This window comes from Roseibium sp. TrichSKD4 (assembly GCF_000148725.1).
Taxonomy (GTDB): domain Bacteria; phylum Pseudomonadota; class Alphaproteobacteria; order Rhizobiales; family Stappiaceae; genus Roseibium.
The window spans coordinates 25,225-39,444 of record NZ_GL476313.1 but is presented as its reverse complement, the minus strand read 5'-3'; the positions used below and the strand labels follow the sequence as shown (position 1 = coordinate 39,444).

General features: G+C 54.4%; 16 protein-coding genes and 1 pseudogene. 3 read left to right on the top strand and 14 right to left on the bottom strand.

The features are described 5' to 3' along the window. The first annotated feature begins 100 nt into the window (after positions 1 to 100). Together TRICHSKD4_RS11400 and TRICHSKD4_RS11395 are read left to right on the top strand one after the other, a co-directional pair. Positions 101 to 772, top strand: a complete 672-nt coding sequence (locus TRICHSKD4_RS11400) for a response regulator transcription factor (protein WP_009467406.1) — start codon at positions 101 to 103, stop codon at positions 770 to 772. Further along, a complete protein-coding gene (locus TRICHSKD4_RS11395; protein ID WP_009467405.1) occupies positions 769 to 2,133 on the top strand; it encodes a sensor histidine kinase in 1,365 nt (454 codons plus the stop codon). The genes TRICHSKD4_RS11400 and TRICHSKD4_RS11395 overlap by 4 nt, the downstream gene beginning before the upstream one ends. On the opposite strand, the gene TRICHSKD4_RS30225 is transcribed toward TRICHSKD4_RS11395, so the two are convergent. Together TRICHSKD4_RS30225 and tcuA are read right to left on the bottom strand one after the other, a co-directional pair. Next, the gene (locus TRICHSKD4_RS30225) at positions 2,126 to 2,419 is read right to left on the bottom strand and encodes a hypothetical protein (RefSeq protein ID WP_139052086.1); all 294 of its coding nucleotides are present in this window, start codon (positions 2,417 to 2,419) and stop codon (positions 2,126 to 2,128) included. The genes TRICHSKD4_RS11395 and TRICHSKD4_RS30225 overlap by 8 nt on opposite strands. Positions 2,420 to 2,626: 207 nt before the next feature. Next, a pseudogene (gene tcuA, locus TRICHSKD4_RS11385) lies at positions 2,627 to 3,616 on the bottom strand (FAD-dependent tricarballylate dehydrogenase TcuA); the annotation flags it as partial. A gap of 76 nt (positions 3,617 to 3,692) precedes the next feature. On the opposite strand from tcuA, the gene TRICHSKD4_RS11380 reads away from it, so the two are divergent. Next, the gene (locus TRICHSKD4_RS11380; RefSeq protein WP_009467402.1) at positions 3,693 to 4,613 is read left to right on the top strand and encodes a LysR family transcriptional regulator; all 921 of its coding nucleotides are present in this window, start codon (positions 3,693 to 3,695) and stop codon (positions 4,611 to 4,613) included. Here the strand turns inward: TRICHSKD4_RS11380 and ureG are convergent. Genes ureG through urtB form a run of 12 tightly spaced genes read right to left on the bottom strand, consistent with a single transcriptional unit; the run spans position 4,579 to position 14,161 of the window. Next, positions 4,579 to 5,190: an urease accessory protein UreG gene (ureG, locus tag TRICHSKD4_RS11375; RefSeq protein WP_139052085.1), complete on the bottom strand. Its 612-nt coding sequence runs from the start codon at positions 5,188 to 5,190 to the stop codon at positions 4,579 to 4,581. The genes TRICHSKD4_RS11380 and ureG overlap by 35 nt on opposite strands. Further along, positions 5,178 to 5,801 (bottom strand): urease accessory protein UreF, encoded by a 624-nt coding sequence (locus TRICHSKD4_RS11370; protein WP_009467400.1) that lies wholly within the window; start codon positions 5,799 to 5,801, stop codon positions 5,178 to 5,180. Before TRICHSKD4_RS11370 ends, ureG begins: the two co-directional genes overlap by 13 nt. A gap of 15 nt (positions 5,802 to 5,816) precedes the next feature. Continuing rightward, entirely contained in the window at positions 5,817 to 6,266 is a 450-nt protein-coding gene (locus tag TRICHSKD4_RS11365) for an urease accessory protein UreE (protein ID WP_009467399.1), read from the bottom strand. Continuing rightward, positions 6,266 to 7,975: an urease subunit alpha gene (ureC, locus tag TRICHSKD4_RS11360; RefSeq protein WP_009467398.1), complete on the bottom strand. Its 1,710-nt coding sequence runs from the start codon at positions 7,973 to 7,975 to the stop codon at positions 6,266 to 6,268. The genes TRICHSKD4_RS11365 and ureC overlap by 1 nt, the downstream gene beginning before the upstream one ends. Then, positions 7,976 to 8,281 carry an urease subunit beta gene (locus TRICHSKD4_RS11355; RefSeq protein WP_009467397.1) on the bottom strand — a complete coding sequence of 102 codons (306 nt, stop codon included), beginning with the start codon at positions 8,279 to 8,281 and terminating at the stop codon, positions 7,976 to 7,978. It abuts the gene before it with no gap. After that, positions 8,278 to 8,433, bottom strand: coding sequence for a hypothetical protein (locus tag TRICHSKD4_RS11350; protein ID WP_009467396.1), 156 nt, complete (start codon positions 8,431 to 8,433; stop codon positions 8,278 to 8,280). Before TRICHSKD4_RS11350 ends, TRICHSKD4_RS11355 begins: the two co-directional genes overlap by 4 nt. A gap of 12 nt (positions 8,434 to 8,445) precedes the next feature. Then, on the bottom strand, positions 8,446 to 8,748 hold the full coding sequence (locus tag TRICHSKD4_RS11345; RefSeq protein ID WP_009467395.1) for an urease subunit gamma: 303 nt from the start codon (positions 8,746 to 8,748) through the stop codon (positions 8,446 to 8,448). 7 nt (positions 8,749 to 8,755) lie between these two features. Next, the gene (locus TRICHSKD4_RS11340; protein WP_009467394.1) at positions 8,756 to 9,574 is read right to left on the bottom strand and encodes an urease accessory protein UreD; all 819 of its coding nucleotides are present in this window, start codon (positions 9,572 to 9,574) and stop codon (positions 8,756 to 8,758) included. 14 nt (positions 9,575 to 9,588) lie between these two features. Then, complete coding sequence (urtE, locus tag TRICHSKD4_RS11335) at positions 9,589 to 10,287, bottom strand: urea ABC transporter ATP-binding subunit UrtE (protein ID WP_009467393.1); 699 nt, start codon at positions 10,285 to 10,287, stop codon at positions 9,589 to 9,591. Positions 10,288 to 10,292: 5 nt separating this feature from the next. Further along, positions 10,293 to 11,042, bottom strand: a complete 750-nt coding sequence (urtD, locus tag TRICHSKD4_RS11330) for an urea ABC transporter ATP-binding protein UrtD (protein WP_009467392.1) — start codon at positions 11,040 to 11,042, stop codon at positions 10,293 to 10,295. Then, positions 11,039 to 12,208 carry an urea ABC transporter permease subunit UrtC gene (gene urtC / locus TRICHSKD4_RS11325; protein ID WP_040616760.1) on the bottom strand — a complete coding sequence of 390 codons (1,170 nt, stop codon included), beginning with the start codon at positions 12,206 to 12,208 and terminating at the stop codon, positions 11,039 to 11,041. Before urtC ends, urtD begins: the two co-directional genes overlap by 4 nt. Before the next feature lie 3 nt (positions 12,209 to 12,211). Next, complete coding sequence (urtB, locus tag TRICHSKD4_RS11320) at positions 12,212 to 14,161, bottom strand: urea ABC transporter permease subunit UrtB (RefSeq protein ID WP_009467390.1); 1,950 nt, start codon at positions 14,159 to 14,161, stop codon at positions 12,212 to 12,214. Positions 14,162 to 14,220: the final 59 nt, after the last annotated feature.

Genomic DNA, 14,220 nt, shown 5'->3' with positions numbered 1-14,220 from the left:
GAACTTACAGCGCACGTATGTTCAGCTCTCTCCCAAGAGCCTTGATGCTAGCAGTCTTCCCTGCGAAGCTTGCATTAAGCTTTCATCGAAAAAGAAAAATATGCGCATAGCTTTAGTAGAAGATAACATCAGTCTTTCCAAAGGGATAGCTTACCAGCTTCGGGATGCAGGGCATTCTGTTGATGTGTTGCATGACGGGGAAGAGGCGGATCTTTTTCTTAAAACAGAAGACGGGGACCTTGTGATCCTCGATATAAATCTACCTGGAAAAAATGGTCTGGAGATCCTTGCCGCACTTCGGGAGCGAGGGGACCCGCGGCCGGTGTTGCTCCTTACTGCCAGAAGCGAGACGCAAGATCGGGTCAAGGGATTGGATGCCGGAGCAGATGATTATCTGGTCAAGCCATTTGAGATGGAAGAACTTGCTGCTCGGGTGCGCGCTCTCGGGCGCCGAAAGGCGACTGCGCCACGTCAACTCATAAAACTTGGCACGCTCAAGCTGGATGTAAATGCGTTGCAGCTTTTGCATGGCGACACGGTCCTTGATGTGCCACGGCGTGAGCTTGTTCTGTTGTCTGCCCTAGCAGAAGCGCAGGGGCGAGCCTTGTCGAAAGGAGCTTTGCTCGATCATCTTTACGGTGCGGGGAGCGAGAGCGACGAAAAGGTCATCGAGGTCTATGTGTCCCGCCTTAGAAAGCGACTGTCCTCGTATGGTGTGAGCATTCAGGTTCAGCGAGGGATTGGCTATTCGATAGGAGCATCCGGCCAATGAAGAGAACCTATTCTCTTCGCCTGCGATTGACGCTCATTATCTTGTTGCCGTTGCTTGGGGTGGCTTTCGGGGCGGGGCTCTGGCAGTTGAACAATGCACGCGTGACGGCGGGAGATGTATTTGACCGCAGCCTTCTGTCGGCAGCGCTTTCCATCTCCAACGATGTTGCTATTTCGGGTGGTGACGCCCTTTCAACCAGCACAAAGGCTATTTTGGCAGATACGTCTGGTGGACGGGTTTTTTATCACGTTTATGCGCCGGATGGCGTGATCGTCGCAGGCTATGCCACGCCACCTGTAGGTATTCCGAAGGCCGGTGATAGAGAGGCCGGATATATCTATTTTAATGCTGAGTATCTTGGCCGTGACGTGCGCGGGTTACGGATGCGGTCCAAGATGCAGGTGGATGGCTTCATCGGCATGTTCACGACAACTGTTTGGCAGGACACCAGGGTGCGCACGGCCTTTGTTCGGGCGCTTATGTTGAGAACGTTCATCGCGATTTCAGCGATTATTGCGTCGCTTGCCCTAATTGTCTGGTTTGGGGTGCGCATCGGTTTGCGGCCGCTTTTAAACCTTCAGGAAGCCATTGATTTGCGCTCCAGTGACGAATTGAAACCAATCCGCCGGGCGGTGCCGTTTGAGGTTGAGGGGATCGTGCGTACCCTTAATCGATTGCTCGGGCAGGTATCGACTACGATGGAAGCGCAAAACGAGTTTATATCGAATGCCGCGCACCAACTTCGAACGCCTGTTGCAGGTGTTCTGGCGCTGGCGGAGGCGGTGCAGTCTGCGCGCGATGAGAAGACCATGCGAGAGCGCAGTGAAGACCTTGTTGTCGCGGCCAAGGAAACAAGCCAGTTGGCGCAACGAATGTTGGCCTATGAACGCATAAAATCAACGTCGCCCAAGGAAACCGGCAATCAGTTCCCTCTGAAGGAAACCATTGAGGAGGTCGTGCGTGACGTGCAACGACGCAGGCCTGCGTCCATCCAGATCAATTGGCAAAGCTCGACAGGCTCGTTTTCGTTCCATGGAGATCAGACGATGATCCGGGAGGCAGTTACCAATCTGATCGACAACGCCCTGCGTCATGGCGGCGACACACTTTCCCAGATCTCTGTTGGTTGCGGTTTGCACGATGGAGCGGTGGTCATCACAGTTCAGGACGATGGGCGTGGTCTAACTGCAGATGAGATCGAGATTGCGCTGAAAAGATTTGGTCAGGTTGAAGAGGGGAGGGGCGGAAGCGGTTTAGGTCTTCCCATTGTGGAAAGTGTCGCCCAACGCCACGGGGGTAAGCTGATCCTCACCTCCGCCAATCCGGGTTTGAAAGCCGAAATCGTTTTGCCGATTAACTGATATCCTTACGCTGGGCATCCCGGATGAGCGCAGCCAATCGGTAAAATCCATGCGCCATTTTTGTGTAGGGCGTTAAGAGAAGGAAACTCAAGACAGAACCCAAATGAATGGCGAGCATTGCTGGCATCGCTGCAGTGTTTCCAAGCACGTAAAGAAGCAATCCGGTCACAGCCACTAGGAAAAGCAGCAGGATGAACGCCATCTCGCCGGTCCAGGCGCGTTCAGCACCCAGATGTCTATCGGCGGCTATTTTCAGTTTCATCAGCCACATGGTTCCTATCACCATTAAGATACCGCCCGGAACGCCTAAGACCTTAGGAGGTGACAACAGTGGGTAGGGAGCTGGCATGTTGAAGACGTAGTGCATAAGCGTTGCGACGGAAGTTTAGGCAAAGCACAACAGAAAACCGTACATGACCGCCTGATGGGCATAGCGCAGCGCATGGCTGAACCGGTCTTCGTCTTCAAAATTGCAACCATCGCCATGACCACCTGCGAGCTCTGCCAGACTATTTGCCTCGATCGGCGGAAAGACGGACGGCATGAATAGGTTGAGCGATTTGGCATCGATGATGACATAGCCAACTTGATCGGGCTGATTGGCAACCAGCCGGCCCCAGATCGCATACCGTTTTGGCCAAACATCTTCACCTTCGTCGTAAAACCGTTCTGCGTTTTTGTTGACGACAATCGAAAATGGCACGCAGTCAAGACGAGTTACGATCCCACCATCGAACTTCGGGGCTCGGCCATCAATGGCAACAGCGTGGCATTGCGTTGGGTCGCCAACCGAATTGACACCTTGCTCCAGCAAGTCAGCTAGGACCACGCCGCGATTGTAGGGCGTTCCGCGAATGAGGAAGTTTTCAGCTGCTGGACCCCAAGCGCGGGTGAGCCAGTCTGTGTCAGCCTGAAAGCCACCAGACGCGACGACGGTGGCCTTTGGTTCGATGCGGTGCGTTACTCTTTCATGAGTGTAATCGAGGAAGGCGACCTGATCCCCGTCCAACTCGAGATGAATGACATTGGCCTCGTAATGGACATCGACACCGAGCTTTTCACCCGTGCGGTAATAGGCGTTTACCAGTGACTTGCCTCCGCCCATGAAAAACGCGTTGGTGCGTGCAAGTGAAAGTGTGCCGGAGAGTGATGGCTGAAACCGAACGCCACGCTCTTCCATCCAGGGCAGGCATTCCTCTGATATTCGGATCGCCAAGCGGGCGAGATGTTCATCCGTTTTGCCGCCGGTGACTTTGATCAGATCATCAAAATACTCGTCTTCACCATAGCTCTCTATGAGAGGACCAAGCGGTGCACCGTGCATGCACCTGAAATTCCGGGTATGCCGAGAGTTGCCACCGCGATAGGCTTTTGGAGCTGTTTCGAGGATCAGCACATGCGCACCTTGTTCGGCTGCGGTTATTGCTGCACAAAGGGCTGCGTTTCCGCCGCCGATGACTGCTATATCGTAGGTCTTGGTCATAAATTCCTCTCGCCCAATAACCTATCCAATGTTCGGTTGATTTGACCAATGAGAAGAAGTGGCTAATTAATGCGTAATGCGCATCAATTATGATTTTGGCGATCTGGAAGCTTTCTTGGTGGTTATGGAAACTCAGTCTTTCCATCTGGCCGGGGACCGTTTGAACCTGTCGCAATCGGCAGTGACCCGGCGTATTCAGAAGCTGGAAGAAGCGCTTGGTTGCGTCTTGTTTGAGCGGTCAACACGACAGGTCAAGCCGACATTGGCAGCAAAACGCTTTCTGGGATCTGCAGAAACGATGCTGGAAAATGCGCGCGAGACACTGCGGGCCATGCGGGATGACAGTGTGGCACACGTTTCTCAGCGCCATATGGTTGTTACGGTGGCGGTTATCCCGACAGTTATGTCTGCTGTTTTGGAACCGCCGCTCAGAAAGGTGCAAGATGACGGGCACCAGTTTCGCCTGAGAATACTAGACCGAGCATCCAATGAGGTGGTTGAAGCAGTATCCAGCGGTGAAGCTGATTTCGGAATTGGATCTATTGGCGCTCTCGACCCGGGCACAGAGTTTGAAACGTTTCTTGAAGATGAACTGGGCGTGTTTCTGCCCTTCTCTCACGCTCTTGCAGAGAAAAATGAGATCGAATGGAAAGAGTTGGAGGATTGCGACCTTATCTTGCCAGCGAGAGGCACTGGCAATCGCCTTTTGATTGACGAGACGTTGGCGCGGGTTGGTTTGTCGGCCTATTGGGCCTTTGAAGTGGAGCGAACGACAACGGCTGTGGAGTTGGTTCGACACGGCAAGGGTGTTGCTGTTCTACCAAAGTCCTCAGCGGATTTGGCGACCGCGAATGACCTTCATTTTGTGCCTTTGGTAAAGCCGATCATCTCGCGGCCAATTGGGCTGTTAAGCCGATCCGGGGCCGCTGATCGGCCACTTGTGTCAGCCTTTAAAGAAGCAATCAGAGGCCGCCTAGTGCGGTCAGCTCCGAAATAATGGCATCAATGCCTTCGCCGGTTTTCATATTGGTGAAGACAGTTTTTCGGGCACCGCGCTGGGTTTTTGCGTCATGTTCCATCACGGACAAGTCTACGTCCACATAAGGCGCAAGGTCTGTCTTGTTGATGATCAAAATGTCAGAGCGGGTGATGCCCAGGCCGCCTTTGCGGGGGATTTCTTCGCCCATGGCGGTGGAAATCACATAAATCGTTAAATCCGCGAGTTCCGGGCTGAAAGTGGCGGCGAGATTGTCTCCTCCCGATTCAATCAGCACCAGATCAAGGTCGGGTATCTTTTGAGTGAGGTCGTCGATGGCAGCCAGATTGATTGAGGCGTCTTCCCGGATCGCGGTGTGCGGACAGCCGCCGGTTTCCACCCCACGAATGCGCTCAGACGGGAGCGCCTGCACACGCATCAGATAGTCTGCATCTTCTCGTGTGTAGATGTCATTGGTTACGACCGCCATGGAAAGGTTGACGGCGAGCCGACGGCATAAAGCTTCTGTGAGCGAGGTCTTGCCTGCACCGACGGGACCACCAATACCAACGCGCAATGGGCCATTCATGATTTGAATATCCGGGTTGTCATGTCTTCGTGTTTCATTGCAGCGAGATCAGCGCCAATGCTGCAAGTGCCAAGATCATCCAGTCCTGCAGCAAGAGCTTCCTCCGCCAATGCGTCCATATGTGCAAATAGATTTTGCAGTACAATCTGACCATCAGTTTGACCAAGTGGGACAAGCCGAATTGCTGCCGAGATCAGATTTGCGATGAAGGCGTGAATATAAAGCGGTAGCAGGTCTTCGACTGGAACGCCCGCCATTGCTGCTGCCTTACCAACGGTTACGGGCAGAGGTGCTGGGGGAATGGGCGTTTCCAAAAGCGCACTTGCGGTTTTTGCAAAGGCCGACCCTTGGGCCATCGTTTCCTTGTGGCGCTCTTTCGAGCCTGCCAATGCTTCGCACAGATCCCGAACATCTTCCCCCTTAAAGGCATGAACCAGCAGGATTGCGTCGTTGCGAATACCTCCTTGACGCAAGAGCACTGATAGCCAGTCCTCCAACGAATTCCTGTCCGAGATCAGATCACAATGGATTGCCTGTTCAAGACCGTGGCTATAGGCAAAGGCTCCGGTTGGAAATGCTGGTGACATCCAGGCCATGATATGATGGGCAGACAGGCTCATGCGGTCGGGGGCGTCCTAATGCTCATGAGAGTGCGTGCGGCCTTGGCCGTAGGCACCACCTTCGGGTTTGAACGGGGCTTTGACGTCTTCAACCTTTCCGCCCAGTTGCTCAATCATGGCGCGGATTACATGGTCCGGCTGAAGCAGCAGGTGACCTTCTGCGATTTCGCAGGGCAGGTGACGGTTGCCGATGTGCCATGTCAGCCGCATGAGATGGAGTGGGCTGCTCGCCGTGATCCGCATCAGACTTTCATCAGCTGCCAGAACCCGGATATGCCGACCGTCTTCCAGCTTCAAGTCGTCGCCTTCACGCAGGTCTGTTACCTTTGGCAGGTCTAGAAGGAAGGCCAACCCGTTGTCGCTGGTCATGGCGATCCGCCGTTTGAAACGGGCCTCATAGTCGAGAGTGACCGTGTCTGCGGGCGCGTCGTGGCCATGGATGACATCTGTGGCTCTGATCATCATCAATACATGAAATAGCGTTGTGCCATAGGAAGCTCTGCTGCCGGCTCACAAGTCAACAGTTCGCCATCTGCGCGGACTTCATAGGTCTCCGGGTCTACGTCAATTGCTGGTTTTGCGTTGTTCAAAACCATGTCGGCTTTGCCGATCGTGCGTGTGGACCGGACCGCGATCAGGTCCTTGTTCAACCCGAATTTGGACTTGATGTCATTGGAGAGCCCAGCTTGCGAAACAAAGATCGCTGCTGATCTTTCGACGGATCGCGCAAGGGCACCGAACATGGGCCTTGTATAAACCGGTTGCGGTGTCGGAATGGAGGCATTTGGATCCCCCATTTGAGCAACGGCGATTGTGCCCCCCAGCAGGACCAGTTGAGGCTTTACGCCAAAAAAGGCGGGGTCCCAGAGCACAAGGTCGGCGCGCTTGCCCGGTTCAATGGAGCCGATCTCATGAGACATGCCGTGGGCGATAGCCGGATTGATCGTGTATTTGGCGATGTATCGACGAACGCGGAAGTTGTCGTTGTTGCTCGTCTCTTCTGCCAAACGTCCGCGCTGAACTTTCATTTTATGGGCGGTTTGCCATGTGCGGATGATAACTTCGCCCACGCGGCCCATGGCCTGACTATCCGACGCGATGATCGAGAAGGCTCCCAGATCATGCAGGATGTCCTCAGCTGCAATTGTTTCCTTGCGAATGCGGCTTTCCGCAAAGGCCACATCTTCGGGAATGGATTTGTCCAGATGATGGCACACCATCAACATATCCAGATGTTCTTCCAGAGTGTTGACGGTGTAGGGCCGTGTCGGATTGGTTGAAGACGGCAGAACGTGGTTTTCGCCGCAGACCTTGATGATATCCGGAGCATGGCCGCCACCTGCACCTTCCGTGTGGAAGGCGTGAATGGTGCGGTCCTTCATGGCGGCGATGGTGTTTTCGACAAAGCCGCTTTCGTTCAAGGTGTCTGTGTGGATCATCACTTGAACATCGTGGTCGTCCGCAACGGACAAACAGCAATCAATGGCCGCAGGTGTTGAGCCCCAATCCTCGTGAAGTTTAAGAGCTGCCGCACCGGCTTCGACTTGCTCGATCAGCGCTGCAGGCAGGGATGCGTTGCCTTTGCCGGATAACGCGACATTCATCGGCAGCCCATCCAATGCCTGAAACATCCGCCCAATGTGCCAGGGGCCGGGCGTGCAGGTTGTGGCCAGAGTGCCATGTGCTGGCCCTGTTCCCCCGCCGAGCATTGTGGTCAGTCCGGAATGAAGTGCATCTTCAACCTGTTGCGGGCAGATCCAGTGGATGTGGCTGTCAAATCCGCCAGCCGTCAGGATCTTGCCTTCCCCGGCAATCGCTTCCGTTCCCGGGCCAACGATAATATCGACATTCGGTTGTGTGTCGGGGTTTCCGGCCTTGCCTATCGCGGCAATGCGTCCATCCTTAAGACCGACATCGGCCTTGTAGATGCCTGTAACATCTACAATCAGTGCGTTGGTGATGATCGTATCAACAGCGCCATCTGCGCGGGTGGTCTGGGCTTGTCCCATGCCATCACGCAGCACCTTGCCGCCGCCGAACTTGACCTCTTCGCCGTAGGTCGTGAGATCTTTCTCAACCTCAATGAATAGTTCAGTATCTGCCAGGCGGACCTTGTCGCCGGTCGTCGGTCCGTACATGTCTGCATAGGCACTGCGGGAGATCCTGGTGGGCATCTAGATATCTCCCATGATTTTCTGATTGAAACCAAAGACTTTCCGGGCACCGGACAAGGGCACAAGCTTTACCTCACGAGTCTGGCCCGGTTCAAATCGGATGGCTGTTCCTGCAGCAATATCGAGACGCATACCTCTCGCCGCGGCGCGGTCAAACTCCAGTGCGGAGTTCGTTTCTTCGAAATGATAGTGGCTGCCCACCTGAATGGGCCTATCTCCCGTGTTGGCCACGCTCAACGTTAGGGTCGACGCACCGGCATTCAGCTCAATGTCGCCGTCCCTACAAATAATCTCGCCCGGTTTCATCGGCGCACCACATATGCTGCCACCACCACGGCAATGGCGGCCAAGAGAATGAAATAGCCGGTCTCAAGCCCGTGTGGGTGGAGATGAGTGCCATCATGTGCGAGTGCAGGACTGGCGAAGAGTGCTGTTGCTGTCAAAATCAGAAGTCTCATGGTCACTCTCCTTTATCGGATCGGGTGGTGAACGGTGACGAGCTTGGTGCCGTCAGGAAATGTGGCTTCGACCTGAACGTCATGGATCATGTCCGCAATGCCGTCCATGCATTGCTCTGCGGTTATGACCTTCCCTCCCTCGTCCATCAGCTGAGCAACACTTCTGCCATCGCGGGCACCTTCCACGACATAGTCTGTGATCAGGGCGATGGCTTCTGGATGATTAAGTTTCACACCGCGCTCCAGCCGGTTGCGCGCCACCATGGCGGCGAGGCTGACAAGAAGTTTGTCCTTTTCCCGGGGCGTCAGTTTCATTTTTTCCTCACATCGTCCACACGCGTGGCATGTCGCGTCCACGCAGATTTGTTGTCACTTTGATGATGGACTTGCGCAGTTGGGCCGCGTCCGGTGCCATCAGTCTGGCCAGCAACAGGCCATTCCATGCGCTGCACCCAGCCTCAATCGGTTCCAAATCCAATAAGTCCCTGAGCTGATCGCGACGGTCTTCGGCCATCGGGTCGATAAACAGGAGAGTTGCGAACGCCAAATTCGAGCCGAGCGCTGCGGGGCTTTTGAGAGCTTCAAAATTGTCCAGTCGCAGGGCATCCGCGTAAACAAGTTTGCCACCCCGGTGAATGCGCCAGTGGTCGTACAAAGCGCCAAACGTGAGCGTCTCCCCCATGGCTATGCGCCCCAAAATGACAGGCTCAACAAAGAGGGCAGATGCGTCCTCGGCCAAATCAGCATTGATTTGACGGTTTACCTGACCACCCTCAAACAGGATTGTTTCCTGCGCGAGCCAGTCAAAGCGTGCTGCTTCACCAATCTCAAACTTCAGCTTAACGCGCGCGTGGTCCCCGGTGCTTCGATAGATCCTCTCAGCGGTCTGGGTTGCCATTCTTAGCTGCGTCCCATTGCCCACTGACACAGAAACATCCAGCTGATCTCCCCCGGTCAAGCCGCCGGCGGTGTTGATCATCACCGCGTCTGGCATTGGCGCATGGTTTTTCGGGATCATGGCTTTCAGGCACCCGGCCTGATGAAGGTCCATAAGAGAGGAGCGCCCATTTTTGGTTTCAAAACCAATGCGAAGCGTGCCTTTGGCGCGCTGCATAACAGGTTTTGAAATCGAATCGAGCATTCGGAAGGACCTCCCTAGACGGCCAGTTTGGCGCGCACATCCTGTTTGCGAAAGGTTGATTTTTCTCCATTCAGGATCATTTTGCCTCGTTCCATCACATAGATGTCGTCGGCAAGCCCGAAGGCGAAGTCAAAATACTGTTCAACCAAAACAATGGCCATGTCGCCTCGATCTTTCAAAAAGGAAATCACCCGCCCGATTTGTTGGATGATGTTGGGCTGTATTCCTTCTGTTGGTTCATCCAGCAGAAGCAGTTTCGGCTTGGTGATCAGGGCGCGTGCAATGGCCAGCTGTTGTTGCTGTCCTCCCGACAAGTCACCACCACGACGGTGCTGCATTTCCTTGAGAACTGGAAACAACTCGAACAGCTCGTCCGGCAAAAAACGCTCAGATTTATCCAGACAGGAAAATCCGATCTCCATGTTTTCCTTCACTGTGAGTAAGGGAAAAATGTCTCTGCCCTGCGGAACGTAACCAACGCCCCGCTTTGCAAGGGCATGGGCGGGGGTGTTGGGCGGGAGTTCCTCTCCGTTCAGGATGTAGGAACCTCCCGAATGGCAGTGTGTGCCGGACAAAACCTTCAAGAGGGATGTTTTTCCAACCCCGTTGACGCCCATCAGGCAAGATATCCGACCGACCTCAGCTGTCATGTCGACCCCGTTGAGGATTTGGCTTTGGCCGTAGTGCAGTGTGATATTCGCGCAATTCAACATGGTGATCACCGCCCTAGATAGACTTCGATGACCTGACGGTCCTGAATGACGTGATCAATCGATCCTTCGGCCAACACTGACCCTTCATGGAGCACAGTGACGCGACAATCGAGCCGCCGGACAAATTCCATGTCATGCTCTACGACAACCACGGCACATGTTTTGGCCGCACGTTTCAACATGTCAGTCGTGTGCTCCCGTTCTTGCGGTGTCATGCCTGCGGCGGGTTCATCGACCAACAAAAGGCGGGGTTCTTGCGCCAAGAGCATGCCGATCTCCAGCCATTGCTTTTGTCCGTGAGACAGTTCACCTGCGGTGCGATGAAGGTGATCCGTCAACCCGACCTCGTCGGCGAGCGTATCGACCCGGCGTCGGTCCATTTCTGTGGTCTTGTTGAAGAGGACTTTCAAAGGAGAGCGGTCATTGTGCAGGGCCAGGGTGAGGTTTTCTAGAACCGTCTGGTTCTCAAAAACGGTTGGCCGTTGGAATTTCCGACCAATCCCCGCCTGCGCGATTGCGCTCTCTGAGAGGTTTTGCAGATCAATGGCATGGTCGCCATATTTTACTTGTCCACTATCGGCCCGCGTTTTACCGGTAATGATATCCATCATGGTTGTCTTGCCGGCACCGTTCGGGCCAATGATGGCCCGCAGCTCCGCTGAGCCGATGGCAAAGGAAAGTTCGTTGATCGCCTTGAAGCCGTCGAAAGATACTGACACCTTGTCCAGTTCCAGAAGTGTCTCGGCTCTGGTCATGCGCTTTTCCTCCGCACAAGTTGATCCACCAGTCCGCCTAGCCCTTTTGGCGCGTAAAGTGTCACAAGGACAAAGCCGAACCCAAGGAGGACAAGCCACCAGTCCACCCATTTGATGGTGTAGAAGCCAAGCGGAATATCGGGTGCTTGACCACCTGTGAACCAGCTTGAAATCAGCGACACAAAGGCGGCTCCAATGACGGCGCCATAAAGTCGCCCACGCCCACCAATGGCGACCCAGACAACCAGATAGATAGAGGCAATTGGAGCAATCTCGGCTGGATTGATAATTCCGGCCTGCGGATAATAAAGCGCTCCGGCAATGGCTGTGATGATGGCAGAGACCACGAAGACCAGCAGCTTGTAACTTTCAACCCAATACCCAAGGTATCGCAGACGGTTCTCATCGTCCCGAATGGCGCGAATCGCGCTGCCAAACTTTCCGGACATGAACCAAGCTGAGGCGATATAAAAGCTCCCGAGCGCTAGCGCTGACCCCCATAAAAACAAGATGGACAGGGTTGCTTGCGACACGTTTTCGGCACCTGGCAAGTTCTGCAAGCCTGAAAGGCCGTTGTTCCCACGCAGACCACTGTCATTTTGAAAGAGATAAAGCGACAGGGCGAGTGTCATGGCTTGTGTCAAGATAGACAGGTAGACGCCGCTGACACGGGACCGAAAGGCCAACCAGCCGAACAGAAAGGCCAGAATGCCTGGAACGAGGACCACCAGCACCAATTGAATGGTTAGGCTATCGGCAAAGCTCCAAATCATCGGTAATTCAGCACCTCCAACTACGCCGAAGATCTGTGTTCCAATCGCGTCGCGGATTTCCTCTGATGTTGGCGGGAGAGGTACATTTGCAAGGGAGGAAACAACGATCTCCTCGGTGCGGGCGTACATCAACCACATGCCGATCATGTAGCCTCCGAGCCCGAAGAATGCGAAGTGCCCGAGGGACAGAATACCGCAGTAACCCCACACCAAATCCAGCGCCAAAGCAGCCAGGCAGAGGCATAGAGTTTTGCCGAGTGTCTTGATGAAACTCGTGGACAGGAAGCCAATGCCTAACCCTTCAGAGAGGATGGTGACCGTCAGAGTGAAGAGTGCCAAGGCTCCAAGGAAAACCAACACCGATGGATTGCGTGCGAGAAATGTCCGTTCCATGGCTCAATCCCCCGCCGCGCGGCCTTTAAGGGCAATGATGCCCTTTGGCCGAAACTGAATGAATATGATGATGAAGATGATCATGTAGGTCTGAGCGGCCAGGGTGTTGGACGGGTTCAACCACTCGATAAATTTCTGCAGGCTTCCGATCATCCCGGCGCCGGCCAAAGTGCCCCAGATGTTGCCAACTCCGCCGACAACAACTGTCATGAAGCTTTGCACGATATAGGCTGACCCGAGCTCGGAGGTGACTTTGGCAAAGAGCCCGATGGCAACACCTGCAATTCCTGCAATGCCTGACCCGAGCCCGAATGTAAGCATGTTGATGCGTTCCGGGTTGATGCCCATGGATGAGGCCATGCGCGGGTTTTGTGTAACGGCGCGAACCTCAAGGCCGAAGCGCGTTTTTGTCAGGATGAAAATCAGGAGGCCAAGGAATGCCAAAGCCAGCGCGAAGATCGCAATACGGATCATACTGATGGAAATGATATCGTTGATGATCCAGGAGCCGTCCAGCCAGGCAGGCGCTGTGAGCGGACGCGCTTGCGTTCCGAAGATGTTTTTGGCCAGCTGCTGAAGGGCTATGGACACGCCAAATGTTGCCAACAAGGTTTCCAATGGACGGTGGCGCAAGTGGCGAATGACACTTCGTTCCAGCGCAACACCGGCTGCAAACGCCAAAATGAAAGCCAGTGGCAGAGCCACAATGATCGAGGTGGTATAGTCCGGGATGACCTGTTGCACGACATACCCGGTATAGGCGCCGATCATGATGAATTCGCCATGAGCCATGTTGATGACGCCCATCACGCCAAAGGTGATGGCCAACCCGATGGCGGCCAGAAAGTAGATTGATGCGAGGGATAGGCCATCCAGCCCAAGGTCAATTGTTGCGTAAAGGTCAACGCGGTTGGAAATGGAGTCCAATGTGGCGAGTGCCGCCGTTGTGATTCCTGGGTCCGGCTCAAGATATTCTTCGTAAAATACATGTTCGTCCAAAGAGGCGCGAACGTCCGCGCGCGTGACCAACGCTGGCGCCTGACCCAGTTGTACAAGCTTCTGATAGGCGCGATCTCGGGCTTCCTCTGTCGAAAGAGTTGAGACCGGCGCGTCTCCCACCCGACCATCTACGATATTCTCAATGAGGATGGCATCTCGGGCTGCAAGGTCTTGCCTTGGTTGGGCGAGACCTTGTTTGACAAGCAAGTCATAGGCTTCGTCTGTCGAGAACTGCTGACCCGGGACAAGGCGGCGTGCAAGGTTGATGGTGTCCGGAAGGGTTGGGGCAGCATTGGTACGTGTTTCCAGCAAGGGGTTCAGAGCACTGCGAACATCAACGCTTGTGTCTGAGGCAAAGGATTTAATCGTTGCAATACGCGCGTCCGTGTCTTTGGAAAAGCGAATGGTCAAGAGGCGCACAAGACGTGACATGCGCAATTTCAGATCGGAGTTGGGTTCTGTTTCCGCTGCTGCTTGGAGAAGCGGCAGGTGCGCTGCATCTGCTCCGCGCTCAATCGCCAACACTGCTTCTGTGCGTGTTTGCAGATCCGGGTCCTTCAACTGAAACTCGACCAAGGCCGAGGCCAGGATAGTGCGCACTCCGCTGTTTGGTTTGAGCTGTTTCATGCCTTTGCGGGCATGTGTTCCAAGAGCCTCACCTGTTTCAATGTCGATGATTTCGACTGGATCGGCCTTCGGATCTGCCAGAAAATAAAATTGCCCATCTTCTTTGCTCATCCAGACGTTTTTGTTTCGCCAGGCATCCAAAAAGCCGGGGACTGCAGGAAGCTTACCGTCGGCCAATGCCTTCAAAAGTGGATCAATTGTTTTGCGGGAGGCTCGCTCCACAGCCTTGTGATGATCTTGAAGAATGTATTGGAGGTTTTGATCCTGAGCCTGTGCCGGACCAAGGGCGCATAGGACCAAAATGAACGTCGCCAGAAACCGCAACATGATAGCTTTCTTGTTTTTGGGAGTAACCGGGGCCTCGCAATTGAGGCCCCGAAGTCGTT

What these genes read in the sequence shown, in the direction of transcription:
- TRICHSKD4_RS11400 (WP_009467406.1), top strand. Translation starts at nt 101, where the DNA reads ATGCGCATAGCTTTAGTAGAAGATAACATCAGTCTTTCCAAAGGGATA.
- TRICHSKD4_RS11395 (WP_009467405.1), top strand. Translation starts at nt 769, where the DNA reads ATGAAGAGAACCTATTCTCTTCGCCTGCGATTGACGCTCATTATCTTG.
- TRICHSKD4_RS30225 (WP_139052086.1), bottom strand. Translation starts at nt 2,419, where the DNA reads ATGGTGATAGGAACCATGTGGCTGATGAAACTGAAAATAGCCGCCGAT.
- TRICHSKD4_RS11380 (WP_009467402.1), top strand. Translation starts at nt 3,693, where the DNA reads ATGCGCATCAATTATGATTTTGGCGATCTGGAAGCTTTCTTGGTGGTT.
- TRICHSKD4_RS11370 (WP_009467400.1), bottom strand. Translation starts at nt 5,801, where the DNA reads ATGAGCCTGTCTGCCCATCATATCATGGCCTGGATGTCACCAGCATTT.
- TRICHSKD4_RS11365 (WP_009467399.1), bottom strand. Translation starts at nt 6,266, where the DNA reads ATGATGATCAGAGCCACAGATGTCATCCATGGCCACGACGCGCCCGCA.
- ureC (WP_009467398.1), bottom strand. Translation starts at nt 7,975, where the DNA reads ATGCCCACCAGGATCTCCCGCAGTGCCTATGCAGACATGTACGGACCG.
- TRICHSKD4_RS11355 (WP_009467397.1), bottom strand. Translation starts at nt 8,281, where the DNA reads ATGAAACCGGGCGAGATTATTTGTAGGGACGGCGACATTGAGCTGAAT.
- TRICHSKD4_RS11350 (WP_009467396.1), bottom strand. Translation starts at nt 8,433, where the DNA reads ATGAGACTTCTGATTTTGACAGCAACAGCACTCTTCGCCAGTCCTGCA.
- TRICHSKD4_RS11345 (WP_009467395.1), bottom strand. Translation starts at nt 8,748, where the DNA reads ATGAAACTGACGCCCCGGGAAAAGGACAAACTTCTTGTCAGCCTCGCC.
- TRICHSKD4_RS11340 (WP_009467394.1), bottom strand. Translation starts at nt 9,574, where the DNA reads ATGCTCGATTCGATTTCAAAACCTGTTATGCAGCGCGCCAAAGGCACG.
- urtE (WP_009467393.1), bottom strand. Translation starts at nt 10,287, where the DNA reads ATGTTGAATTGCGCGAATATCACACTGCACTACGGCCAAAGCCAAATC.
- urtD (WP_009467392.1), bottom strand. Translation starts at nt 11,042, where the DNA reads ATGACCAGAGCCGAGACACTTCTGGAACTGGACAAGGTGTCAGTATCT.
- urtC (WP_040616760.1), bottom strand. Translation starts at nt 12,208, where the DNA reads ATGGAACGGACATTTCTCGCACGCAATCCATCGGTGTTGGTTTTCCTT.
- urtB (WP_009467390.1), bottom strand. Translation starts at nt 14,161, where the DNA reads ATGTTGCGGTTTCTGGCGACGTTCATTTTGGTCCTATGCGCCCTTGGT.